Genomic DNA, 22,374 nt, shown 5'->3' with positions numbered 1-22,374 from the left:
AATTTCGTGGTGACCAGCATCCCCCGGTTACGCCCAGCTTCACTTAAAACTTAGAAAGCGTCTTATGTCTGAAACAGCGTCGAGCCCAGCAAAGAAGCGGCCTGAATTTCGCAATATCGATTTCCCCAGTCTTGTCAGCTACCGATGGCCCCTCGCGTCACTGGCTTCGGGCATGCACCGAGTCAGCGGTGCCATCATGTTTTTTCTGTTGCCGTTTGTCATCTGGATGTTTGATGCCTCCATCTCGTCCGAGATTTCCTACGCCAAGTTCACTGCCGCTTTCAATGCAGGCATGCTTGGTATTCCCGGCGTGTTGTGGAAACTCGTGGTACTTGGGTTGATCTGGGCGGGCTTGCACCACTTTATCGCCGGCATGCGCCATTTGTGGATGGACACCCATCACCATCATGTGGGCAAAGATTTTGGCCGTCAAACCGCCGCCGTCGTGTTGGGCCTCACACTCACCCTCACCGCGGTGCTCGGCGCCAAGTTGTTTGGTCTTTACTGATTCAGGAGTTGAGTATGTCTGTCAATTATGGTTCCCACCGCACGGTGGTTGGTGCTCACTACGGTATGCGCGATTGGTTGTCACAACGTGTGACCGCGGTTTTGATGGCGCTATTCACCATCGTGGTACTGGTACAAGTTATTTTCAGCAAAGGTGCCATCAGCTATGAGCGCTGGGCTGGCATTTTTTCACCGCAATGGATGAAGGTTCTGACTTTCGTGATGTTTTTGTCGTTGTTTTATCACGTCTGGGTAGGCATGCGTAATATCTTTATGGACTACGTCAAGCCCTATGCCTTCCGCTTTGTCATGCACGTGTTTGCCCTGGCCTGGTTGGTCGGCTGCACCGGCTGGGCCATTCAGGTTCTCTGGCGTCTTTGATCCAGCTGCTCGCTACAAGCTCGCAGCCCTCTGTTGACGCCTGGCTGCCAAACCAATAATCCAGAAAACAAACCATTATGACTGCAACTTCCAAACTCACAACGCGCAAATTTGACGTCGTCATCGTCGGCGCCGGTGGCTCGGGTATGAGCGCATCGCTGCGCCTGTCCAACGCTGGGCTCAATGTCGCTGTGCTCACCAAGGTATTCCCCACCCGCTCACATACGGTGGCCGCGCAGGGCGGAATTGGCGCCAGCCTGGGCAACATGGCTGAAGACAACTGGCACTACCATTTTTACGACACCATCAAAGGCTCTGACTGGCTGGGTGACCAAGATGCCATCGAGTTTATGTGCCGTGAAGCGAACCAAGTCGTCTATGAGTTAGAGCACTTTGGCATGCCTTTTGACCGCAACCCGGATGGCACAATTTACCAGCGCCCCTTTGGCGGCCATACCGCCAACTACGGCGAGAAGCCGGTGCAGCGCGCCTGTGCCGCAGCTGACCGCACTGGCCACGCCATGCTGCACACGCTGTACCAACAGAATGTCAAGGCCCACACCAACTTTTTCGTTGAGTGGATGGCACTGGACCTGATCCGCGACGCCGATGGCGATGTGGTCGGCGTGACGGCGCTCGAAATGGAAACTGGCGAAATTCACGTGCTGCGCGCCAAAACTGTGTTGCTGGCCACCGGGGGGGCGGGACGCATTTTTGCTGCCTCCACGAACGCGTTCATCAACACGGGTGACGGCTTGGGCATGGCGGCCCGCGCCGACATCCCTTTGCAAGACATGGAGTTCTGGCAATTCCACCCCACGGGTGTCGCCGGGGCTGGTGTATTGCTGACCGAAGGCTGTCGAGGTGAAGGTGCCATTTTGCGCAACAGCAATGGCGAGCGCTTTATGGAGCGCTATGCACCGACACTCAAGGACCTGGCGCCGCGCGACTTTGTTTCACGCTGCATGGATCAGGAAATCAAGGAGGGTCGTGGTTGTGGCCCCAACAAGAGCTACATCAACCTGGATATGACCCACCTGGGTGCGGACACCATCGCTCTGCGCCTGCCCAGCGTGTTTGAGATTGGTCATAATTTTGCCAACGTCGACATCACCAAAGAGCCGATTCCAGTCATTCCAACCATTCATTATCAGATGGGTGGCATCCCGACGAACGTTCATGGCCAGGTGGTGACGCCGGACGGGCAAGGGGGTCAAAAGGTGGTCAATGGTTTGTATGCAGTCGGTGAATGCGCCTGTGTGAGTGTCCATGGCGCCAATCGCCTTGGTACCAACTCACTGCTGGATATCGTGGTGTTTGGGCGTGCCGCTGGCAAACACATTGTTCAGTTCAATGACGAAAACAACAACCACAAGCCAGTGCCTGAAAACGGTGCGGACATTTCGTTGGTGCGAATCAACCGGCTGGACACCTCCAAATCTGGCGACTATGCACAAAAAGTGGCCGATGACATTCGCAACACGATGCAAACCCATGCCAGTGTGTTTCGCACGCAGGCGAGCATGGATGAAGGCGTGGTCAAAATCGCAGCCATGCGCGACGCGGTCAACAACATCACATTGGCTGACAAATCCAAGATATTCAATACCGCGCGTGTCGAGGCACTGGAAGTCGACAACATGATGGAAGCCGCGCAAGCCACCATGGTGTCTGCCGCTGCCCGCAAAGAATGCCGTGGCGCGCATACGGTGCTTGACTATGACCGCCCGGCCGACGATGCGACATGCCCACTTGGCCGTGACGACGTGAACTGGCTCAAGCACACCCTGTGGGACCGCAAGACCAACACCCTGAGCTACAAACCGGTCAACCTCAAGCCCCTGACGGTCGCCTCTGTGCCACCCAAGGTCCGCACGTTCTGATCGCGTTCATACGGCAGTTTTCTGCATCCCACCGAACAAGAGAATCCATCATGGCAAAACGCACCTTTCAGATTTACCGTTACAACCCGGATACCGATGCCAAACCCTACATGCAAACCGTTGAGCTGGAACTCGATGGCAGCGAGCGCATGTTGCTTGATGTGCTGGGCAAACTGAAGAAACTCGACCCCACCCTGTCGTATCGACGTTCGTGTCGCGAAGGCATCTGTGGATCGGACGCGATGAACATCAACGGAAAAAATGGGCTGGCCTGCCTGATCAATATGCGCACTCTGCCCGACACCATTGTGCTCAAGCCGCTGCCTGGCCTGCCGGTGATTCGTGATCTGATCGTCGACATGACGCTGTTTTTTCAGCAGTACCACTCGATCAAACCCTATTTGATCAACGAAACGCGCCCACCAGAAAAAGAACGCCTGCAAAGCCCAGAAGAACGTGATGAACTCAATGGTTTGTATGAGTGCATTCTGTGTGCCAGCTGCTCCACCAGTTGCCCGGTATTCTGGTGGAATCCGGACAAGTTTGTTGGGCCAGCAGGGCTGTTGCAAGCGTACCGCTTTATTGCTGACAGCCGGGACGAAGCCACCAGCGAACGCCTTGACAATCTTGAAGACCCCTACCGCCTGTTCCGCTGCACCACCATCATGAACTGTGTTGATGTTTGTCCGAAAGGTTTGAATCCTACTGCTGCCATTGGCAAAATCAAAGAGTTGATGGTGCGCCGAGCCATTTAGTATCTGCCGTATGCACAACATGTCGGCAGTTTTGCCAGATCAATTGATTGATGAGCGAGCATTGAGCAAGTTGCGCTGGCGTTGCCGACGGGGCCTGTTAGAGAATGATATTTTCATTGAGCGTTTTTTTAAGCGATTTGAACCCACGCTGACCGTCAAGCAGGCGCAAGGTCTGAACGCTCTAATGGAACTCAGTGACAACGATCTGCTGGATTTGCATCTGGGACGAAAGACCCTGCTGCAGGTTCAACCTGATCTGGTTCGCGATGACACGTCTGAAGTTTTGAGTATGTTGAGAGCAACCCCCTGAAAGGTCGATATGAAACTAGCTGAGAATAAAGCCACACTGTCGTTTTCCAACGGCAGCCCCAGCGTCGATTTGCCGGTCTATCAAGGCAGCGTCGGGCCTGATGTCATCGACATCCGAAAGCTCTACGCTCAAACTGGCATGTTCACTTATGATCCGGGCTTTTTGTCCACGGCGTCGTGCCAATCTGGCATCACCTACATTGACGGTGACAAGGGGGAATTGCTGTACCGGGGATACCCAATCGAGCAACTCGCAACCAAGTGTGACTACCTCGACACCTGTTATCTGTTGCTCAAAGGCGACTTGCCCAAAGAGAAAGAGCGCAAAGACTTCCACAAACTGGTCATCAACCACACCATGGTCAATGAGCAGATGCAGTTTTTCATGCGCGGCTTTCGCCGTGATGCACATCCCATGGCCGTGCTGACTGGTCTGGTCGGTGCCTTGTCCGCCTTCTACCACGACAGCACCGATATCAACAACCCAGAGCATCGCGATGTGGCCGCCATCCGGCTGATTGCCAAGATGCCGACACTGGTGGCCATGGCCTACAAGTACGGCATTGGGCAGCCCTATATGTACCCGCGCAATGACCTGAGCTACGCGGGCAATTTCCTGCGCATGATGTTTGGCACCCCCTGCGAAGAGTACAAAGTCAATCCGGTGCTTGAGCGCGCCCTTGATCGCATCTTCATCTTGCATGCTGACCACGAGCAAAATGCCTCCACCTCGACGGTACGTCTGTGCGGGTCATCCGGAACCAATCCTTTTGCGGCCATTGCGGCAGGTGTCGCATGTTTGTGGGGGCCAGCACATGGTGGTGCCAACGAAGCTTGCCTGAACATGTTGGAAGACATCCAGCGCCAGGGTGGTGTGGCCAAGGTCGGTCAATTCATGGAACAGGTGAAAGACAAGAACTCTGGCGTCAAATTGATGGGATTTGGCCACCGCGTTTACAAAAACTACGACCCACGTGCCAAACTCATGCAGGAAACCTGCAACGAGGTGTTGGCCGAGTTGGGTTTGGAGAACGATCCATTGTTCAAGCTCGCTAAAGAGCTTGAAAAGATTGCCCTCGAAGACGACTACTTCGTGCAGCGCAAGCTGTATCCCAATGTTGACTTCTATTCCGGCATTGTGCAGCGGGCAATTGGCATCCCGGTAAACCTTTTCACCGGCGTGTTCACGCTGGCACGCACCGTAGGCTGGATCGCGCAGCTCAACGAAATGATCAGCGACTCCGAATACAAAATTGGCCGTCCACGTCAATTGTTCACCGGGGCTACCGCCCGCAATGTCAAACCGGTCACTGAACGTTAAGCAACTCACCGTCTGACCGGACCCGCCGGATGGCAACACCGGCGGGTTTTTTTTGCCACCCACCGTCTAAAATCGCCGCTCAACCGTCAGCATTACAAAGACCCGCATGGAACCCAACGCCCTTGTCCGCACCCTGTACGACAAACTCTGGGACGAACACGTCGTCCACACCGAAGAAGACGGCACCGCCCTGCTATATATCGACCGCCATTTGGTCCATGAAGTCACCAGCCCACAGGCGTTTGAAGGTCTGCGTCAGGCCGGTCGCAAAGTCTGGCGTGTCAGCTCGGTGGTGGCCACCGCCGACCACAATACCCCCACGACCGGCTGGGAACACGGTTACGACGGCATCACTGACCTCACCAGCAAAGAGCAGGTCATGACATTGGACGCCAATATCAGGGAATATGGCGCGGCCGCCTACTTTCCGTTTCTGTCGCGTCGTCAGGGTATCGTCCATGTGATTGGCCCTGAGAATGGCGCCACGCTGCCGGGCATGACCGTCGTCTGTGGTGACTCGCACACCTCCACCCACGGTGCCTTTGGCGCGCTGGCCCACGGGATTGGTACCAGTGAGGTCGAGCACGTCATGGCCACACAAACCCTGCTGGCAAAAAAAGCCAAAAACATGCTGATTCAGGTCGACGGTGTATTGCAACGTGGCTGCGGCGCCAAAGACATCGTGCTGGCCATCATCGGCAAGATCGGCACTGCTGGCGGTACCGGGTACACCATCGAGTTCGCCGGCACCGCCATTCGCGCCCTCAGCATGGAGGGTCGCATGACCATTTGCAACATGGCCATCGAAGCGGGTGCCCGTGCCGGCCTGGTGGCAGTTGACGAAAAAACCATCCAGTACCTCAAGGGACGGCCGCTGGCCCCTGGGCACAGTGCGGCCAACGAATCAGCCGCTGCGGTCGAGTGGGAGGAAGCCGTTCGTTATTGGAAGACCTTGCAGTCGGATTCAGGTGCCCATTTTGACGCCATCGTCAAACTTGACGCGTCAACGCTGGTACCCCAAGTCACCTGGGGTACCTCACCCGAGATGGTGCTGGGCATTGATGCCCGGGTACCCGACCCCGACAAAGAAAAGGACACGAACAAGCGGGCAGCGATCGAGCGGGCGTTGACCTACATGGGGCTGACACCGGGCAAAGCACTGAACGATTTGTACGTTGACAAGGTATTCATCGGCTCCTGTACCAACAGCCGAATTGAAGACATGCGTGAAGCTGCCGCCATGGTCAAGTCCCTGGGTCGGCGGGTGGCAGCCAACATTCGTATGGCGATGATTGTGCCGGGCTCTGGCCTGGTCAAAGACCAGGCCGAGCGCGAAGGCCTGCACGAGATATTCAAAGCCGCAGGCTTCGAGTGGCGTGAGCCGGGATGCTCCATGTGTCTGGCCATGAACGCGGACCGGCTTGAGCCCGGCGAGCGCTGCGCCTCGACCAGCAACCGCAACTTTGAAGGCCGCCAAGGTGCGGGTGGCCGCACCCATCTGGTCAGCCCGGCGATGGCCGCCGCGGCTGCGGTTCATGGCCATTTTGTCGATGTCCGGCAGTTTGCCTGACGCCGGTTGAAATCAACTCCAACTCCACGCCATGCAAAAATTCACACTGCTCAAAGGTCTCGTGGCCCCGATGGACCGGGAAAACGTCGACACCGACGCGATCATTCCCAAACAGTTCCTCAAGTCGATTCGCAAAACCGGCTTTGGCCAGAATCTGTTTGACGAGTGGCGCTACCTTGACACCGGCTATCCCGGCCAGGACCCGGCCAGTCGCCAACCCAATCCTGACTTTGTGCTTAACCAGTCACGTTATCAGGGTGCGTCGATCCTGCTGGCACGCAAGAACTTTGGCTGCGGTTCCTCGCGTGAGCACGCGCCCTGGGCACTTGATCAGTATGGTTTTCGGGCCATCATCGCGCCGAGCTACGCCGACATTTTTTTCAACAACAGTTTCAAGAACGGCTTGTTGCCAATTGTGTTGAGTGAATCGCAAGTCAGCAGGTTGTTTGACGAGGTGACGGCGTTCCCCGGATACACGTTGACCGTCGATTTGGAGCAACAACTTGTGCTCAAGCCAGATGGTGAAGCCTGGCCCTTCGAGGTGCAGGCGTTTCGCAAGTACTGCCTGCTCAATGGGTTTGACGACATCGGTCTGACCCTGCGTCATGCCGACAAGATCCGTGCCTTTGAGGCCGAGCGTTTGGCCAAGAAACCCTGGTTAGCGCGCACCATGATGGCGTGAACAGCGATCAATTCAATATCAATCAACATCGCCTGGCCGGGTCTGTGATGCTGCCGGGTACTCCAAAGGAAACCCATTCATGAAAATCGCAGTCCTGCCCGGTGACGGCATTGGTACCGAAATCGTCGCTGAAGCCGTCAAGGTGCTCAAGGCGCTTGATCTCACTTTCGAGATGGAAACCGCCCTGGTGGGCGGCGCTGCCTATGCCGCGCATGGGCATCCCTTGCCAGAATCCACCCTGAGACTGGCCAAAGAAGCAGACGCGGTGTTGTTTGGTGCCGTTGGCGACTGGAAATACGACCATCTGGAGCGCCATCTGCGGCCCGAACAAGCGATTTTGGGTTTGCGCAAGAACCTGGGCCTGTTCGCCAACTTCCGACCCGCGATCTGTTACGAGCAACTGGTGAACGCCTCCAGCCTCAAGCCCGAACTGGTGGCTGGCCTGGACATCCTGATCATCCGCGAACTCACTGGCGACATCTACTTTGGCCAACCGCGTGGTCGCCGTGTAGCAACCGATGGCCACTTTCCTGGCGCAGAGGAAGCCTTTGACACCATGCGCTACAGCCGCCCAGAAATTGAACGCATTGCCCATGTGGCATTTCAGGCGGCGCGCAAACGCAACAAACGCGTGACCAGCGTGGACAAAGCCAACGTGCTGGAAACCTTCCAGTTCTGGAAAGACGTGGTCACCGAGGTCGGCCAACAATACCCGGATGTGGCACTCGACCATATGTACGTTGACAACGCAGCTATGCAGTTGGTCAAGGCACCCAAGAAATTCGATGTGATCGTCACCGGCAACATGTTTGGCGACATCCTGTCAGACGAAGCTTCGATGCTCACCGGCTCGATCGGCATGCTGCCCTCGGCCAGCCTCAACGCCAGCAACCAGGGACTGTACGAGCCCAGCCACGGCAGCGCACCTGATATTGCCGGCCAAGGAATTGCCAACCCTCTGGCGACGATACTGAGTGCCGCCATGATGCTGCGCTTTAGCCTGAATCAGGAAGCAGCCGCACAGCGCATCGAAGACGCAGTGCAGTCGGTGCTGCAGCAAGGCTTGCGAACTGCCGACATCTACAGCGACGGCTGCACCCGCGTGTCAACGCTTGAGATGGGCAACGCGGTTGTCAAGGCCCTGTAATTCCTCCATTTACAATACGGGGCATGCAACACATTGACTGCACACCTTCGCATTCGTCCGCCAAGACGGGTGGCGTGGTACGTGGCCATGTTGCTATGGCAAGGTCTTTTGTGACCCAAACGACAACCATTACTGACTGACAGAGCCTGGTTCGTCGCGCCCCTACCGGCCAGACGAGCCGGGCAGATGAAATCCGTGTATTTCGACAATCTGAAAGGGCAATATCATGAAAATCGGCAATCTGGTCGGCCTCGTAGGCTGGCGTGGTATGGTGGGCTCGGTCTTGATCGACCGAATGCAGGCAGAGGGCGACTTCGACCTGATCGAACCCATGTTCTTTTCCACTTCGAATGCGGGAGGTGCTGCGCCAGCACTGGCCAAAAACGAAACCACCCTGCAAGATGCCTATGACATCGACGCGCTCAAGCGTTGTGACATCGTCATCAGTGCCCAGGGTGGCGACTACACCACAGCTGTGTTCCCCAAGTTACGCGCCGCCGGATGGACTGGTCACTGGATCGACGCGGCGTCGACGCTGCGCATGGAGAAAAACGCCGTCATCATTCTCGATCCGGTCAACATGCCGGTGATTCAGAGCGCTTTGGCCAAAGGCGGCAAAGACTGGATCGGCGGCAACTGCACGGTGAGCTGCATGTTGATGGGGGTTGGCGCGCTGTACAAGGCTGGCCTGGTCGAGTGGATGAGCACGCAGACCTACCAGGCAGCCAGTGGTGGTGGTGCGCAGCACATGCGGGAGTTGCTGACGCAATACGGCACGCTCAACGCCGAGGTCAAAGCTCTGCTTGACGACCCCAAGAGTGCCATTCTGGAAATCGACCGCAAAGTCATCGCCAAACAACGCGCCCTGTCTGGCGCAGATACCGCCAACTTTGGCGTTCCCCTGGGCGGATCACTGATTCCCTGGATCGACAAGGATTTGGGCAACGGCATGTCCAAAGAGGAGTGGAAAGGCATGGCCGAGACCAACAAGATCATGGGTATGGGCGAGGCCTTTGGCACACCGCCGGTGCCGGTCGATGGGTTTTGCGTGCGGGTGGGGGCCATGCGCTGCCACAGTCAGGCCCTGACTTTCAAACTCAAGAAAGACGTGCCCGTGGGCGATATCGAAGCCATGATCGCCGCCGACAACGCGTGGGTCAAAGTGGTACCCAACACCCGTGAGGCCACCTTGAAAGATCTGACACCGGTGGCAGTGACCGGCACCATGACCATTCCGGTGGGCCGTATCCGCAAGATGGCCATGGGTCCGCAGTACCTGGGGGCCTTCACCATTGGTGACCAGTTATTGTGGGGCGCGGCCGAACCACTGCGGCGCATGCTGCGCATCTTGTTACAGGCCTGAAACGCCTTGTAGACCTTGGCAACGCACAACACGAGAAGTTGGCGTTGTCAGGGCTATATGTTGGCCCGGTACAACATAGAATCACACGTGGGTAAGGTCAAAGGTATAGCACCCGATTCACGGCTGAGCGAACTTGTCAGGCCATGACTTTGATGCTATGGTTCTCGGATCGAACATTCGACCAGGTCATGCGTCCAGAACGAGATGCCATCTGATGGCGGTCCAACCGGAGTCAACAAATTGATTGCAAAGTCTCAACAACGGCAGTTCAGCGCTATCGCGCTGGCTGTACTCTTGGGCTTGTGGGGTTCCCATGCGTCGGCGTTGTCGCTTGGCCGCATCAGTGTTCAATCGGCACTTGGTGAGCCCCTGTTAGCCGAAATCGAGATTCTGGACATCAACGCCGACGAGGCGGCTTCTCTTTCCAGCAAAATTGCGCCGCCGGAGAGTTTCAAGTTAGCTGGTCTGGAGTACAACCCGGCACTGGGCAGCGTGCGGGCGACGCTGCAGTACCGCCCGAATGGGCGCTCGTTCATCAAGCTCAACAGCGATCGCGCCATTGCCGAACCGTTTGTCGACATGCTGCTTGAAACCAGCTGGAGTTCCGGTCGCATTGTGCGCGACTACACCATGCTGTTCGATCCGCCCAGTTTGCGCGACGCGAATGTTGCTGTCGCTGCCATCGGAGCCGCGCCGGCCACACCACGACCCGTGCAGCCCAGTTCAACTGCGCCCCTTGCACCACCATTGGCTGCCACGACGCGCCCGGAGCCGACGTCCACGCCGCTGCCAGGCAAACCAGCTGCCCCGGTGACCACCCGTCCGCCCACACCCGTGCCCGCGCCGATGCCAACCCAGGTTCCCGCTCGACCAGCCACCCCGCCGGCAACCGACAAGACCCTGATTGTGAAAGCGGGTGATACCGCTGGACGTATTGCCATCGCCCACAAACCTGCCACCGTGTCACTGGACCAAATGCTGGTGGCTTTGTTGCGCGCCAATCCGGACGCTTTTATCCAGAACAATGTCAACCGCATCAAGGCCGGCGCCGTGCTTGATCTTCCCTCAGAGAGTGAGGCAGCCGTAACGCCGGCACCGCAGGCCCGGCAGATCGTGATTGCCCAAAGTGCGGATTTCAACGATTTCCGGCGCAAGTTTGCCAGCAACGCACCGACGGCGGCGCAGGCACCCGCAGCGCGCGAACTTAGCGGCAAAATACAAACCACGGTTGAAGAGAAAAAACCGGCAGCCGCCGCAACGGATCGCCTGACCTTGTCCAAGGGTGCTGTTCAAGGCAAAGGGACCGAGGCGGAATTGGCAAATCAGCGCAACGCCCGGGAGACCGCCAATCGTGCCGCTGAACTGGCCAAGAATCTCAGCGATCTCAACCAACTGGCCGCTGCATCCAGTGTGGCCGCGCCCGCCAGTGCCGCCAGTTCAGCCCCCACCAGGCCTGATCTGCCCGCTATTGTGGCCACACCGGCCACAGTTGTCGCGGCGCCAGCAGCCTCGGCAACCGCCGAGCCACCCGCAGCTCCGGCAGCTGTCGCTTCAGCGGCAGACGCAGCCGCCTCGGCGACACCCAAAGCGTCGGCGCCAGCCGCACCTGCCTTGCCACCAGAGGCCAGCGCCGAAACAGGCTTGATGGATGCATTGCTGGACAACCCGCTGGTGCCTGGTGGAGCCATTGCACTGCTGGCACTTCTGGCTGGTTTTGCTGTCTATAGGGTGCGCCAACGCAAGGCAGCGGTGCAGGCGGACAGCGACCTGGACGCACCACCTGAGTTCCTGCTCAATGCCAGCGGAGGACAAAGTGTGGACACCCGCGACGATGTTCCCAGCGGCACCTCGATGGTTTACTCGCCAAGCCAATTGGACGCAGCCGATGAGGTTGATCCGGTGGCCGAGGCTGATGTTTACATGGCCTATGGCCGTGATTTACAAGCCGAAGAAATTCTCAAGGACGCGTTGCGCAACACGCCAGATCGTTTGGCTATTCATCACAAATTGCTCGAAATCTACGCCAAGCGTGGTGATGTCAAGGCCTTTGAGTCGATTGCCACACTGGCTTTCAATCTGACCGATGGCACGGGTACTGATTGGGAGCGGGTGTGTGAAAAGGGGTTGACGATCGACCCCGACAACGCGCTCTACCTGCCAGGTGGCGCGCCTTTTGCCAAACCCAGTCCCGTCACTGGCCCGATGCCCTTCGACGATGACCCCACAACGGCACCCTATGTACCCAAACCACCGGCAGAAAAACCGGCTGGTACCAGCAGTTTTGTCGACCTTGACCTTGATCTGGACTTCTCGGACGAACCTGCCCCGCAGGCCGATGCAAGCCCGCCGGTAGCCGCAGCAGAGTTCCTGCCAGAACCGGAACTGGCGGATTTGCCGGCGATCACGCCCGACCCATTGGCACCAGGGCTAGCACCGCAAGCTGTCAGCGAACCTGAGCTCAGCATTGAGGGGCTGGATTTCTCTTTGCCTGAACCCGTTGAGCCAGCCACTTCCGACCCGACGCTGCAGCCCCCGTCACCCTCCGTTACAGAGCCCACCGACGCCGGTGCCGATCTGGTCGATTTTGATCTGGGTTCACTGGCACTCGACATGGGAGACGAGCCGATCACAGTGGCGGGTGCACTGCCTGAGGGGCAAGACCCACTGGAGACCAAGCTGGCGCTTGCTGAAGAATTTTTGGCGATCGGTGATGACGATGGTGCCCGCGCGCTCATCGAAGAGGTGATCGCCGAGGCCTCGGGCGACATGAAGTCAAAGGCCGAAACAGCACTGGGAAAGCTTTGAACAGTCGGTGCAACACCCAGCCGGATCGCGGCAATCGCCCAACGTGAGGCTGGCACTCGGCATCAGTTACAACGGCTTGGCCTACCAGGGTTGGCAAAGCCAGTCCAGCGGCCTGACCGTTCAGGACAAACTGGAGAAAGCCCTCGGGGCGTTTTGTGCCCAACCCGTCAGCACGCTATGCGCCGGTCGCACCGATGCTGGTGTGCATGCACTGATGCAAGTTGTCCACTTTGATACACCACTGGATCGCCCCGAGTTCGCCTGGGTGCGGGGCCCCAATGCCTTGTTGCCGCACGACATCGCGGTACAGTGGGCCAAGGTGGTTCCAACCGGGTTCCACTGTCGTGCCAGCGCGCTGACGCGTCGGTACGTATACCTTGTGCTCGATGCCGCCGTGCGCCCGAGCCTGGATACGGGGCGCGTCGGCTGGGTCTTCAAACCACTTGATCAGTCGCGCATGGAGCAGGCCGCGCAGCATTTACTGGGTGAACATGACTTCAGTTCGTTTCGCGCCAGCGCCTGCCAAGCCTTGTCACCGGTGAAGACGCTCAGGCATATTGGCATCCGCCGCAGCGGGACCTATTGGCGCTTTGAGTTTGAAGCCAATGCTTTTTTGCACCACATGATCCGCAACATCATGGGCTGCCTGATCCTGGTCGGTGATGGCCGCAAACCACCCGAATGGATGCTGGAGGTGTTGGCGGCGCGAGACCGTGACGCCGCCGCACCGACCTTTTCACCGAACGGCCTGTATTTTGTTGGTCCGCGCTACGACGCCGCCTGGGGTCTCCCGGAGCGACCGAGTCTGCTGGACGGCCTGCCCGGAGCATGACCGAGATGCCCAACCACGGCGAAATTGCACCGCTGGTCGTTACTGTCACACCGCTGCGCACCCGCATCAAAATGTGCGGCTTTACCCGCGAGGCTGACGTCGACGCCGCCGTGGCGGCCGGTGCTGACGCCTTGGGCTTTGTCTTGTATGCCAAAAGCCCACGCCATGTATCGGCCGAGCGAGCCGCCGAACTGGCCAGTCGACTGCCACCTTTTGTCAGCCCGGTGCTGCTATTTGTGAACGCATCCACGGCACAGGTCCGCGCTTCGTGCGCGCTGGTGCCAGGGGCCATCGTCCAATTTCATGGTGATGAATCGCCACAGGCATGCCATGAAGCCTGTGCGCCCGACCAACGCCCCTACTTGCGCGCTGCGCGTATTCCCTTGGGTGAGGCCGGGCGCGACTTCGATCTCTTAAAATTTGCGCATGATTTTTCACAGGCTCAGGCCATTTTGCTGGACGCGCAGGTTGACGGGTACGGCGGTGGCGGGCACACATTCCATTGGTCACTGCTGCCTCCAAACGTCAACGCTCACCTCGTCTTGAGTGGTGGGCTCAACGCTGCCAACGTGATCGATGGCATCGCGCAGCTGCGCCCGCGCTGTAAAACGCTGGCGGTGGATGTCAGCTCGGGCATTGAGGTGCCGGGGCAAAAAGGCATCAAGGACGCTGGCCGCATGCGTGAGTTTGTCGCGGCGGTTCGCCAGGCAGACCAACTTCTATATAACAAATAGGCTTCCAGCCCTTATTAAAAAAGCGCTTTAAGCTATCAACTTCATACCAACATGCTTGACTACCAACAACCCGATGCACGTGGCCACTTTGGCATTTACGGCGGCAGTTTTATCTCCGAGACGCTGACGCACGCGGTCAATGAGCTCAAGGCGGCTTACGCCAAGTACCAATATGACCCGGCCTTCATTGCAGAATTCGAGTCCCAGTTGGCACATTTTGTCGGTCGCCCGTCACCCGTCTATCACGCCGCGCGCATCAGCCGCGAGATGGGCGGCGCGCAAATCTTCCTCAAACGCGAAGACCTCAACCACACTGGTGCACACAAGATCAACAACACGATTGGCCAGGCGATGCTGGCCAAGCGCATGGGCAAGCCGCGCGTGATCGCCGAAACGGGTGCCGGCCAGCACGGCGTGGCCACCGCCACCATTTGCGCCCGCTATGGGCTGGAATGCGTGGTTTATATGGGCAGCGAAGATGTCAAGCGCCAAAGTCCCAACGTCTATCGCATGAAGCTGCTCGGGGCCACCGTGGTGCCGGTCGAATCGGGCAGCAAAACGCTCAAAGACGCATTGAATGAAGCCATGCGCGACTGGGTGGCCAATGTGGACAACACCTTCTACATCATCGGCACCGTGGCCGGACCGCACCCATACCCGATGATGGTGCGCGATTTTCAGAGCGTCATCGGCAAGGAATGCCTAATGCAGATGCCCGAAATGCTCAAAGCTGCCGGGTGCGCCGGTGACCAACCCGATGCGGTGGTGGCGTGTGTCGGCGGTGGCTCCAACGCCATGGGCATTTTTTACCCCTATATTGAGCATGAAGCCACGCGTTTGATTGGCGTGGAAGCCGCTGGTGCCGGCATGGATAGCGGCAAGCATTCCGCCAGCATCCAGCGCGGCAGCCCCGGCGTGCTGCATGGCAACCGAACCTATGTGCTGCAAGATGACAACGGCCAGGTCACCGAGACGCACAGCATCAGCGCCGGGCTGGATTACCCCGGTGTCGGCCCCGAGCACGCCTTTTTGAACGACATTGGCCGCGCCGAATACGTCGGCATCACCGACGTGGAGGCGCTGGATGCCTTCCACTACCTCTGCCGCGCCGAGGGCATCATCCCCGCACTGGAATCCAGCCACGCGCTGGCCTACGCCATGAAGCTGGCCAAAACCATGCGCCCCGACCAATCAATTCTGGTCAACCTGTCAGGACGCGGCGACAAGGACATTGGCACGGTGGCAGATTTGTCAGGCGCAGACTTCTTCTGCCGCCCGAGCTGCCAGGGCCAATCGGTCAAAGGAAATCCATCCATTGGGCCTTCGGCCCATATGCAGATTGCGCAACCAGCTACTTCTTCAGGAGTTTCCAAATGAGCCGCATTGTTGCCACCTTTGCCCAGTTACAAGCGCAAGGCCGCAAGGCGCTGATTCCGTTTGTCACCGCCGGATTCCCGTTTGCCGATGTCACGCCTGAGTTGATGCACGCTTTTGTCGCCGGAGGGGCTGACGTGATCGAGTTGGGAGTGCCCTTTTCCGACCCCAGCGCCGACGGCCCGGTGATTCAAAAAGCCGGGGACAAGGCACTGGCTTTTGGCATTGGACTGACCCAGGTACTCGACATGGTTCGGAAATTTCGCCAGCAAGATAGCACCACACCGGTGGTGCTGATGGGTTACGCCAACCCGATAGAGCGCTATAACCAAACGCATGGCGCTCCTGCATCAATAGCTGGCTACGCACAACCCACCAGCGCTACAAGCCCATTTGTGCATGATTCTGCGGCAGCCGGGGTGGACGGTGTGCTGATCGTCGATTACCCCCCAGAAGAGTGCCAGGAATTTGCCGCCGAGCTTAAACGCTACGGCATGGACCTGATCTTTTTACTGGCCCCCACCTCTACCGACGAGCGCATGGCACAAGTGGGCCAATTAGCCAGCGGCTATGTGTATTACGTGTCGCTCAAGGGCGTAACCGGCTCGGGCTCACTCGACACCGAGGCCGTCAAAGCCATGCTGCCGCGTATTAGAGCGCATGTCAGCGTGCCCGTCGGTGTAGGTTTCGGCATCCGCGACGCCGCCACCGCCCGCGCGATTGGTGCCTCCGCTGACGCGGTGGTGATTGGCAGCAAAATCATCCAGTTGATCGATGCCCAGCCACGCGCACAGGTCGCCAGCACGGCTCAATCTTTTTTGCGCGACATACGTAGCGCGCTGGATTCATAATGCGCCACTGAAAACGCGACGTGACAGCGCAAGTCTGGAGAAAATTAGATGAGTTGGCTCGAAAAACTGCTTCCCCCCAAAATTCAGCACACCGACCCCAAAGACCGGCGTGCCGTGCCCGAAGGCCTGTGGATCAAATGCCCGGCCTGCGACAGTGTGCTGTACAAGACCGACCTGGAACACAACCAGAACGTCTGCCCGACCTGTAGCCACCACCACCGCATCGGTGCGCGGGCTCGGCTCAATGTGTTCATGGACAACGAGGGACGCTACGAAATCGGCCAGGAAGTGCTGCCGGTGGATGCGCTTAAGTTCAAGGACAGCCGCAAATACCCCGAACGCCTGAAAGAAGCACTGGAGAACACCGGTGAGACCGATGCCCTGGTCGTGATGGGTGGCAGCGTCATGGGCATTGGCCTGGTGGCGGCTTGTTTTGAGTTTGAGTTCATGGGCGGCAGCATGGGCTCGGTGGTAGGTGAGCGTTTTGTGCGAGGCGTGCACACCGCGATCGAGCAGAAAGTACCCTTCGTCTGCTTCACCGCCACCGGCGGCGCGCGTATGCAGGAAGGTTTGCTTAGCCTGATGCAGATGGCTAAAACCAATGCATCACTCACTCAGCTTGCCAAGAAAGGCCTGCCCTTTGTCAGCGTGCTGACCGACCCGACCATGGGCGGGGTGAGTGCCGGTTTTGCCTTTTTGGGTGACGTGGTGATTGCCGAGCCCAAGGCACTGATTGGTTTTGCAGGACCACGGGTGATCGAGTCGACCGTGCGAGTTACCTTGCCAGAGGGTTTTCAGCGCGCCGAGTTTTTACAGACCAAAGGTGCCGTTGACCTGATTTGCGACCGCCGTGAACTGCGCCAGACCATCGCCAATACGCTGGCGATGCTGACACGCCAAAGCGCGGATGCAGTCGGCTGAGTCGACACAGGGCCGTAGCTGAACGAGGCTACTTCACTGGGAAAATCACCCGCACCAGCAGCCCGTTTCCTTCCGCAGGGGCCTCAAGTGTCAGGGTCGCCCCCTGGTTCGACACGATCTCCTGAACAATGGCCAGACCGAGGCCGGCACCATCCACCGTTTTGTTGGCGCGCTCGAACGGGAGCATGACGCGACTTCGCAATTCCGGTGCAATGCCTGGGCCATGGTCACGCAACAACAAGCTGACGGTTTGATCATCCCCTGCCAACTGCATCTCCACCACACTGTTGGTGGGCGAAAATTTCAGGGAATTGCCCAGCAGGTTGTCCATCAGCAGCCGCATATCGTCCGCATCAGCCCGCACAACGGTATCACCTCTTGCCTGTAGCGCAAATTCGATGCCCCGATGGCTGGCCAGAGCCGACAGCCCCATCATGGACTCCTGCGCAAGCAGCTGCAGGTCAACCGGTGCCAGCGGCCTGGCCCTGGTGTGGGTTTCGAGCCGTGCCAGCGTCAGCATCTGCAACAACAGATGCTGCGCCCGCCCGACGCTGGTCTTGAGCCGGGTGGTGGTCGCCTGGGCCTGGGCCGGGTCCTGCCCTTGCAGCAAATTGTCGACGTCCAGACGGATGGCAGTGATGGGTGTACGCAACTCGTGCGCCGCATTGGAGATAAAGCGCTTGTGCGCCTGCATGCTGTCGTCCAGTTGCGCCAGCAACCGGTTGAGCGTGTTGACCACTCGCAACAGTTCGCTCGGCGCATCGTGCAAGACCACCGCCTGCAGCGAGCTTGCATCGCGGCGTCCCAGTTCTTCATCAAGCTGCCGGATCGGCTTGAGAGCTTTGCGAATGGTAATACCAACCAGGGTTGCGCCGACCAGCATAACCAACAAGGCAGGTATCAGCACCTCCAGTTCCGTGTCCAGGTGCAGCGCGTCGCGTAGCGCCTGCGCATGCATCACCTGAACCGTCCGCTGCTGATTGCTCAGCGTGAACACCTTCACCTGCACCGCGTCAAACTGCGGACCACTGCGCACCGACGACAGCCCCGGTGGCGTCTGCCGCTTGACCGAGATTTTGTCGCTGGATCGGTACAACAGCTGATCGTCAGCATCCCATATCTGCACATCCAGGTGCAGCGCCGGGTCGTCGTCCCAGGTTTGCACAGTGCCCGGCAGGTCGCTGAGGATCAGCGCACGCGCGACCTGTTCGAGTTGATAGTTCAGCAGCTCAGTCTGCTGCTGGTGAACCTGATTGCGCACGGTGACACCCAGCACGACGCTGACCAGCAGCACGCCGAGCAGCAGACGGCGCTTGAGGCGGCTTTCTAACGAGACCATTGCTGATCGTGCCGTGGCACAAAATACCCGACGCCGCGGATATTCAGAATACTGTCTGACCCCAGCTTGCGGCGAATGTTGTGAACATTCACCTCCAGCGCATTGCTGAGCACCTCTTCACCCCAGCCCAGCAAACGCTCTTCCAGCTGTGCGCGAGACACCGGCACCCCGGGCCTGCGCATCAGCAACTCCAGCAACGCAAATTCTCGCGCTGACAAATTGACCATCACACCGTCACGGGTCACCACCTTGGCGTCAGGCTGCAGCGCGATCCCGCCACAGCGCAACACCGGATCGGCGCGACCGGTCCGACTGCGTATCGCCGAACGCAGCCGGGCCGCCAACTCGTCCATTTCAAAGGGTTTCAGTATGTAGTCATCGGCACCAGCATCCAGCCCAGCCACCCGGTCTGCCAAGGCATCACGGGCTGTGACCACCAGGATCGCCAGCGCGCTGCCGCCCGTTCGCAGTTCACGCAGCACGTCCATTCCGTCACGCTGAGGCAAGCCCAGGTCCAACAACATGGCATCAAACGGCTCAGTTCTGGCACATTGCAAGGCCAACTCACCGTTGCGAACCCAGTCAATCTTGAATCCCAGCCGCATCAACCCGACGCGCACTGCTTCGCCCACCTGGGGGTCATCTTCAACCAGAAGTACACGCATCTCGAATCAGTACCTGTGAATGGACATCAAGCATACGCCAACCCAATCGTCATCGCAGCGGCCATGTGCTCCCATGCTGGGTACACCCGAAAAAAAAGGCCGCGCAATCAGCGCGGCCTTTTAAAGGAGAGGCTCAATGCCTGCCATCAGCGATCAAGACGCGGCCGAGGCTTTCTTGGCAGGTGCGTCTGCAGAGGTCTTCTTGGCAGGCTTTTCTGCAGCGTGCTTCTTGACTTCCTTCTTGGCAGGCTTGCTGACAGCTTCAGGTGCCGAAGCCGATTTGGCCGCTGCAGGAGCGGACGCAGCCCCAGTAGCGGCGATAGACAGGCTGGCACCAAACAGGCCAGCGGCGACACACAAAGCGGTAATGACTGATTTCATGAGAGTTCCTTTCAGAGTTGACATTCTTGAGACGAAGAGGTGGTTGGCAATCAACCAACTGATAGCAACTGTAAGCAGTCAAACTTAGGCGAGGCTTAGGCTTGCCTTAGGCGAGGTCTAGCCTGGAAGCGGTTGCTGATAATAGGCCAAGTTTCACGGCGTATAAGGCTTGGTCGGTCCCGCAAGGCAGACCGCCAACAGCCATTGATCAGTTGGGGACAGAGCAAGCTGCACGGCGTATAAGGCATGATCTGTCCCGCAAGGCTTCAGAATGCCATCAATGCCGATGCCTGCAGGTTACCCAGGACGATAGCGGCAATTTGCAGCAGTATCAACAGCACCAGTGACGACAGGTCAACGCCACCGACCAGCGGCACGATGCGACGAATCGGAGCCAGAAGCGGACTGACCAGCCGCTCCATCACATCGGCGATGACCGAACGGGTTGGCACCCAGGAAAACACGGCGTACACAATCACCGCCCCGGTCATGCCGGCAATGGCCATGCGCAGCAAACCAAAGCCGGCCAGAATGGGCACCGCAAACAGTCCTCCCGCGCCACCCGCCAACAACCACAACAAACCGAACTCCGTCAGTTGTAGCAGGTAAGCAGCGACCAAGCTGGCCGTGTCGAGTGGGCCAATGGATGGCAACACCCGTCGCAGCGGTACAACGATCCAGTCCGTCAGCGCAAATACGAAACGCCCCAGCGGGTTGCCCGAACGTGCCGACATGGGGATACGCAGACTCTGCATATACAAGCGCAGCAGGCAGGCACCTGCCAGCAAGCCAGCCACAATTTCAAGTAACAACGAAAAAATCTGATACAGCATGGTGAACACAAGTGTTGATGGCGATGGATCATAGCGATACTGCCGCCGCTTAAAATCCGCTGTTTTGCACGTGCCCCTGGCAGCCCTTGCGACCGTTGACGATTTTGCTTTTGCTCTGTCGATCAACATGGATGCTGCACTAGTCGACCTTTTCCTGATTACCTCACATGTCTGAATCCACCACCGCCCCCGCTCCCCAAGACGAAAACCAGTTGATGGCTGAACGGCGCGAAAAACTCAAGCTGCTGCGTCAGGCGCAGGCCGCAGGCCAAGCGGTAGCCTTTCCCAACGACTTCAAACCCGCCGACCATGCGGCCATTCTGCTGGCCGCACATGACGGCAAAACGCCAGAGGACTTGCAGGCACAGGGCACGATGGCAAAGATTGCCGGACGCATGATGCTCAAGCGCGTGATGGGCAAGGCCAGTTTTGCCACGCTGCAAGACAGCACCGGGCGCATCCAGGTCTACATCAAGCGTGATGAAATCGGTGAAGATATCTACAACGCCTTCAAACACTGGGATCTGGGCGACATCGTGGCCGCCGAAGGCCTGGTGTTCAAAACCAAAACCGGCGAGTTGTCGATTCATGCCAGCAGCATCCGCCTGCTGACCAAAAGCCTGCGCCCGATGCCCGACAAGTTCCACGGTATGGCGGATCAGGAGGTCAAATACCGCCAGCGCTATGTTGACCTGATGACCGACGAAGAGACCCGAAAGCGTTTTGTGGCGCGCAGCAAGGCGGTGAGCGGCATCCGCGAGTTCATGGTGGCGCACGACTTCCTCGAAGTCGAGACCCCGATGCTGCACCCGATCCCCGGTGGTGCCAACGCCAAACCCTTCACCACGCACCACAATGCGTTGGACCAGCAGATGTTCTTGCGCATTGCACCCGAGCTGTACCTCAAGCGCCTGATCGTCGGCGGCTTTGAGCGCGTGTTCGAGATCAACCGAAGCTTCCGCAACGAAGGCATCAGCGTGCGCCACAACCCCGAGTTCACCATGATGGAGTTCTACGCGGCGTATTGGGACTACCAGGATTTGATGGCCTTCACCGAAGCGCTGATCCGCGACGCCGCGCAGCGCGCCCTGGGCACGCTGCAGCTCAGCTACGCGGGCAAACCCGTGGACTTGGCACAACCCTTTGAGCGCCTGACCATCCATGAAGCCATCTGCAAATACACCGAAGCCGGCCAGATGCTGGACGACGGCTCGGGCCTGAAGGTGGACAGCGCCACCTGGCTGCGCTCGGTACTGCCCAAACTCGGCATCACCGAGGCCAAGCACCACATCTCGACCCGCAGTCTGCCCAGCCTGCAGGTGCTGTACTTTGAAGAAACCGTGGAAGAAAAGCTCTGGCAGCCCACCTTCATCATGGAGCACCCCACCGAGATTTCGCCGCTGGCACGTGCCAATGACAGCCGCCCCGAGGTGACAGAACGTTTTGAGCTGTACATCACCGGGCGCGAATTTGGCAACGGGTTCAGCGAACTGAATGACGCCGAAGAGCAGGCCGCCCGCTTCCAGGCTCAAGTCACAGCCAAGGACAGTGGCGACGACGAGGCCATGTATTACGACCACGACTTCATCCGCGCACTGGAATACGGCATGCCCCCCACCGGTGGCTGTGGTGTGGGGCTGGACCGCCTGATGATGTTGCTGACCGACAGCAGCAGCATTCGCGACGTGATTTTGTTCCCAGCGCTGCGTCGCGAAGTTTAA

General features: G+C 58.5%; 21 protein-coding genes. 17 read left to right on the top strand and 4 right to left on the bottom strand.

The annotated features are described in order from the left end of the window. Positions 1 to 64: 64 nt before the first annotated feature. The 16 genes from sdhC to accD all read left to right on the top strand — a co-directional run bounded on the left by sdhC (position 65) and on the right by accD (position 17,435). Positions 65 to 508 (top strand): succinate dehydrogenase, cytochrome b556 subunit, encoded by a 444-nt coding sequence (gene sdhC / locus KBF66_RS02075; protein WP_296651406.1) that lies wholly within the window; start codon positions 65 to 67, stop codon positions 506 to 508. Positions 509 to 522: 14 nt separating this feature from the next. Further along, positions 523 to 888 carry a succinate dehydrogenase, hydrophobic membrane anchor protein gene (gene sdhD, locus KBF66_RS02070; RefSeq protein WP_296651403.1) on the top strand — a complete coding sequence of 122 codons (366 nt, stop codon included), beginning with the start codon at positions 523 to 525 and terminating at the stop codon, positions 886 to 888. A 77-nt stretch (positions 889 to 965) separates the two neighbouring features. Continuing rightward, complete coding sequence (gene sdhA / locus KBF66_RS02065) at positions 966 to 2,771, top strand: succinate dehydrogenase flavoprotein subunit (RefSeq protein WP_296651400.1); 1,806 nt, start codon at positions 966 to 968, stop codon at positions 2,769 to 2,771. Positions 2,772 to 2,821: 50 nt separating this feature from the next. After that, on the top strand, positions 2,822 to 3,526 hold the full coding sequence (locus KBF66_RS02060) for a succinate dehydrogenase iron-sulfur subunit (RefSeq protein ID WP_296651395.1): 705 nt from the start codon (positions 2,822 to 2,824) through the stop codon (positions 3,524 to 3,526). Between the two features lie 10 nt (positions 3,527 to 3,536). Then, the gene (locus tag KBF66_RS02055; protein WP_296651391.1) at positions 3,537 to 3,836 is read left to right on the top strand and encodes a succinate dehydrogenase assembly factor 2; all 300 of its coding nucleotides are present in this window, start codon (positions 3,537 to 3,539) and stop codon (positions 3,834 to 3,836) included. Positions 3,837 to 3,845: 9 nt separating this feature from the next. Continuing rightward, positions 3,846 to 5,156: a citrate synthase gene (locus KBF66_RS02050; RefSeq protein WP_296651389.1), complete on the top strand. Its 1,311-nt coding sequence runs from the start codon at positions 3,846 to 3,848 to the stop codon at positions 5,154 to 5,156. A 106-nt stretch (positions 5,157 to 5,262) separates the two neighbouring features. After that, entirely contained in the window at positions 5,263 to 6,726 is a 1,464-nt protein-coding gene (gene leuC, locus KBF66_RS02045) for a 3-isopropylmalate dehydratase large subunit (RefSeq protein WP_296651384.1), read from the top strand. 31 nt (positions 6,727 to 6,757) lie between these two features. Beyond that, the gene (gene leuD / locus KBF66_RS02040; RefSeq protein WP_296651379.1) at positions 6,758 to 7,408 is read left to right on the top strand and encodes a 3-isopropylmalate dehydratase small subunit; all 651 of its coding nucleotides are present in this window, start codon (positions 6,758 to 6,760) and stop codon (positions 7,406 to 7,408) included. A 79-nt stretch (positions 7,409 to 7,487) separates the two neighbouring features. After that, positions 7,488 to 8,555, top strand: a complete 1,068-nt coding sequence (leuB, locus tag KBF66_RS02035) for a 3-isopropylmalate dehydrogenase (protein ID WP_296651374.1) — start codon at positions 7,488 to 7,490, stop codon at positions 8,553 to 8,555. Between the two features lie 232 nt (positions 8,556 to 8,787). Continuing rightward, positions 8,788 to 9,918: an aspartate-semialdehyde dehydrogenase gene (asd, locus tag KBF66_RS02030; RefSeq protein ID WP_296651481.1), complete on the top strand. Its 1,131-nt coding sequence runs from the start codon at positions 8,788 to 8,790 to the stop codon at positions 9,916 to 9,918. A 240-nt stretch (positions 9,919 to 10,158) separates the two neighbouring features. Next, positions 10,159 to 12,723: a FimV/HubP family polar landmark protein gene (locus tag KBF66_RS02025; protein ID WP_296651370.1), complete on the top strand. Its 2,565-nt coding sequence runs from the start codon at positions 10,159 to 10,161 to the stop codon at positions 12,721 to 12,723. Between the two features lie 43 nt (positions 12,724 to 12,766). Then, entirely contained in the window at positions 12,767 to 13,555 is a 789-nt protein-coding gene (gene truA / locus KBF66_RS02020; RefSeq protein WP_296651365.1) for a tRNA pseudouridine(38-40) synthase TruA, read from the top strand. Then, positions 13,552 to 14,289 (top strand): phosphoribosylanthranilate isomerase, encoded by a 738-nt coding sequence (locus KBF66_RS02015; protein WP_296651362.1) that lies wholly within the window; start codon positions 13,552 to 13,554, stop codon positions 14,287 to 14,289. Before truA ends, KBF66_RS02015 begins: the two co-directional genes overlap by 4 nt. 51 nt (positions 14,290 to 14,340) lie before the next feature. Beyond that, positions 14,341 to 15,666, top strand: a complete 1,326-nt coding sequence (gene trpB / locus KBF66_RS02010) for a tryptophan synthase subunit beta (RefSeq protein WP_296651358.1) — start codon at positions 14,341 to 14,343, stop codon at positions 15,664 to 15,666. After that, complete coding sequence (gene trpA, locus KBF66_RS02005) at positions 15,663 to 16,514, top strand: tryptophan synthase subunit alpha (protein ID WP_296651355.1); 852 nt, start codon at positions 15,663 to 15,665, stop codon at positions 16,512 to 16,514. Before trpB ends, trpA begins: the two co-directional genes overlap by 4 nt. 48 nt (positions 16,515 to 16,562) lie before the next feature. Further along, a complete protein-coding gene (gene accD / locus KBF66_RS02000; protein WP_296651352.1) occupies positions 16,563 to 17,435 on the top strand; it encodes an acetyl-CoA carboxylase, carboxyltransferase subunit beta in 873 nt (290 codons plus the stop codon). A gap of 28 nt (positions 17,436 to 17,463) precedes the next feature. Here accD and KBF66_RS01995 read toward each other — a convergent pair whose 3' ends face one another. The 4 genes from KBF66_RS01995 to KBF66_RS01980 all read right to left on the bottom strand — a co-directional run bounded on the left by KBF66_RS01995 (position 17,464) and on the right by KBF66_RS01980 (position 20,653). Beyond that, complete coding sequence (locus KBF66_RS01995) at positions 17,464 to 18,774, bottom strand: HAMP domain-containing sensor histidine kinase (protein WP_296651349.1); 1,311 nt, start codon at positions 18,772 to 18,774, stop codon at positions 17,464 to 17,466. Further along, positions 18,762 to 19,439, bottom strand: a complete 678-nt coding sequence (locus KBF66_RS01990; protein ID WP_296651345.1) for a response regulator transcription factor — start codon at positions 19,437 to 19,439, stop codon at positions 18,762 to 18,764. Before KBF66_RS01990 ends, KBF66_RS01995 begins: the two co-directional genes overlap by 13 nt. A 153-nt stretch (positions 19,440 to 19,592) precedes the next feature. Next, the gene (locus KBF66_RS01985) at positions 19,593 to 19,820 is read right to left on the bottom strand and encodes a hypothetical protein (protein ID WP_296651343.1); all 228 of its coding nucleotides are present in this window, start codon (positions 19,818 to 19,820) and stop codon (positions 19,593 to 19,595) included. A gap of 266 nt (positions 19,821 to 20,086) precedes the next feature. Then, positions 20,087 to 20,653 (bottom strand): YggT family protein, encoded by a 567-nt coding sequence (locus KBF66_RS01980; RefSeq protein ID WP_296651340.1) that lies wholly within the window; start codon positions 20,651 to 20,653, stop codon positions 20,087 to 20,089. Between the two features lie 167 nt (positions 20,654 to 20,820). Between KBF66_RS01980 and lysS the strand changes: the two genes are divergently transcribed. Then, the gene (gene lysS / locus KBF66_RS01975) at positions 20,821 to 22,374 is read left to right on the top strand and encodes a lysine--tRNA ligase (RefSeq protein WP_296651336.1); all 1,554 of its coding nucleotides are present in this window, start codon (positions 20,821 to 20,823) and stop codon (positions 22,372 to 22,374) included.

Origin of the sequence: Rhodoferax sp. (genome assembly GCF_018063565.1) — a bacterium.
GTDB lineage: Bacteria > Pseudomonadota > Gammaproteobacteria > Burkholderiales > Burkholderiaceae_C > Rhodoferax.
The sequence above is the reverse complement of the archived record's forward strand: the minus strand, read 5'-3'. Positions and strand labels throughout refer to the sequence as shown.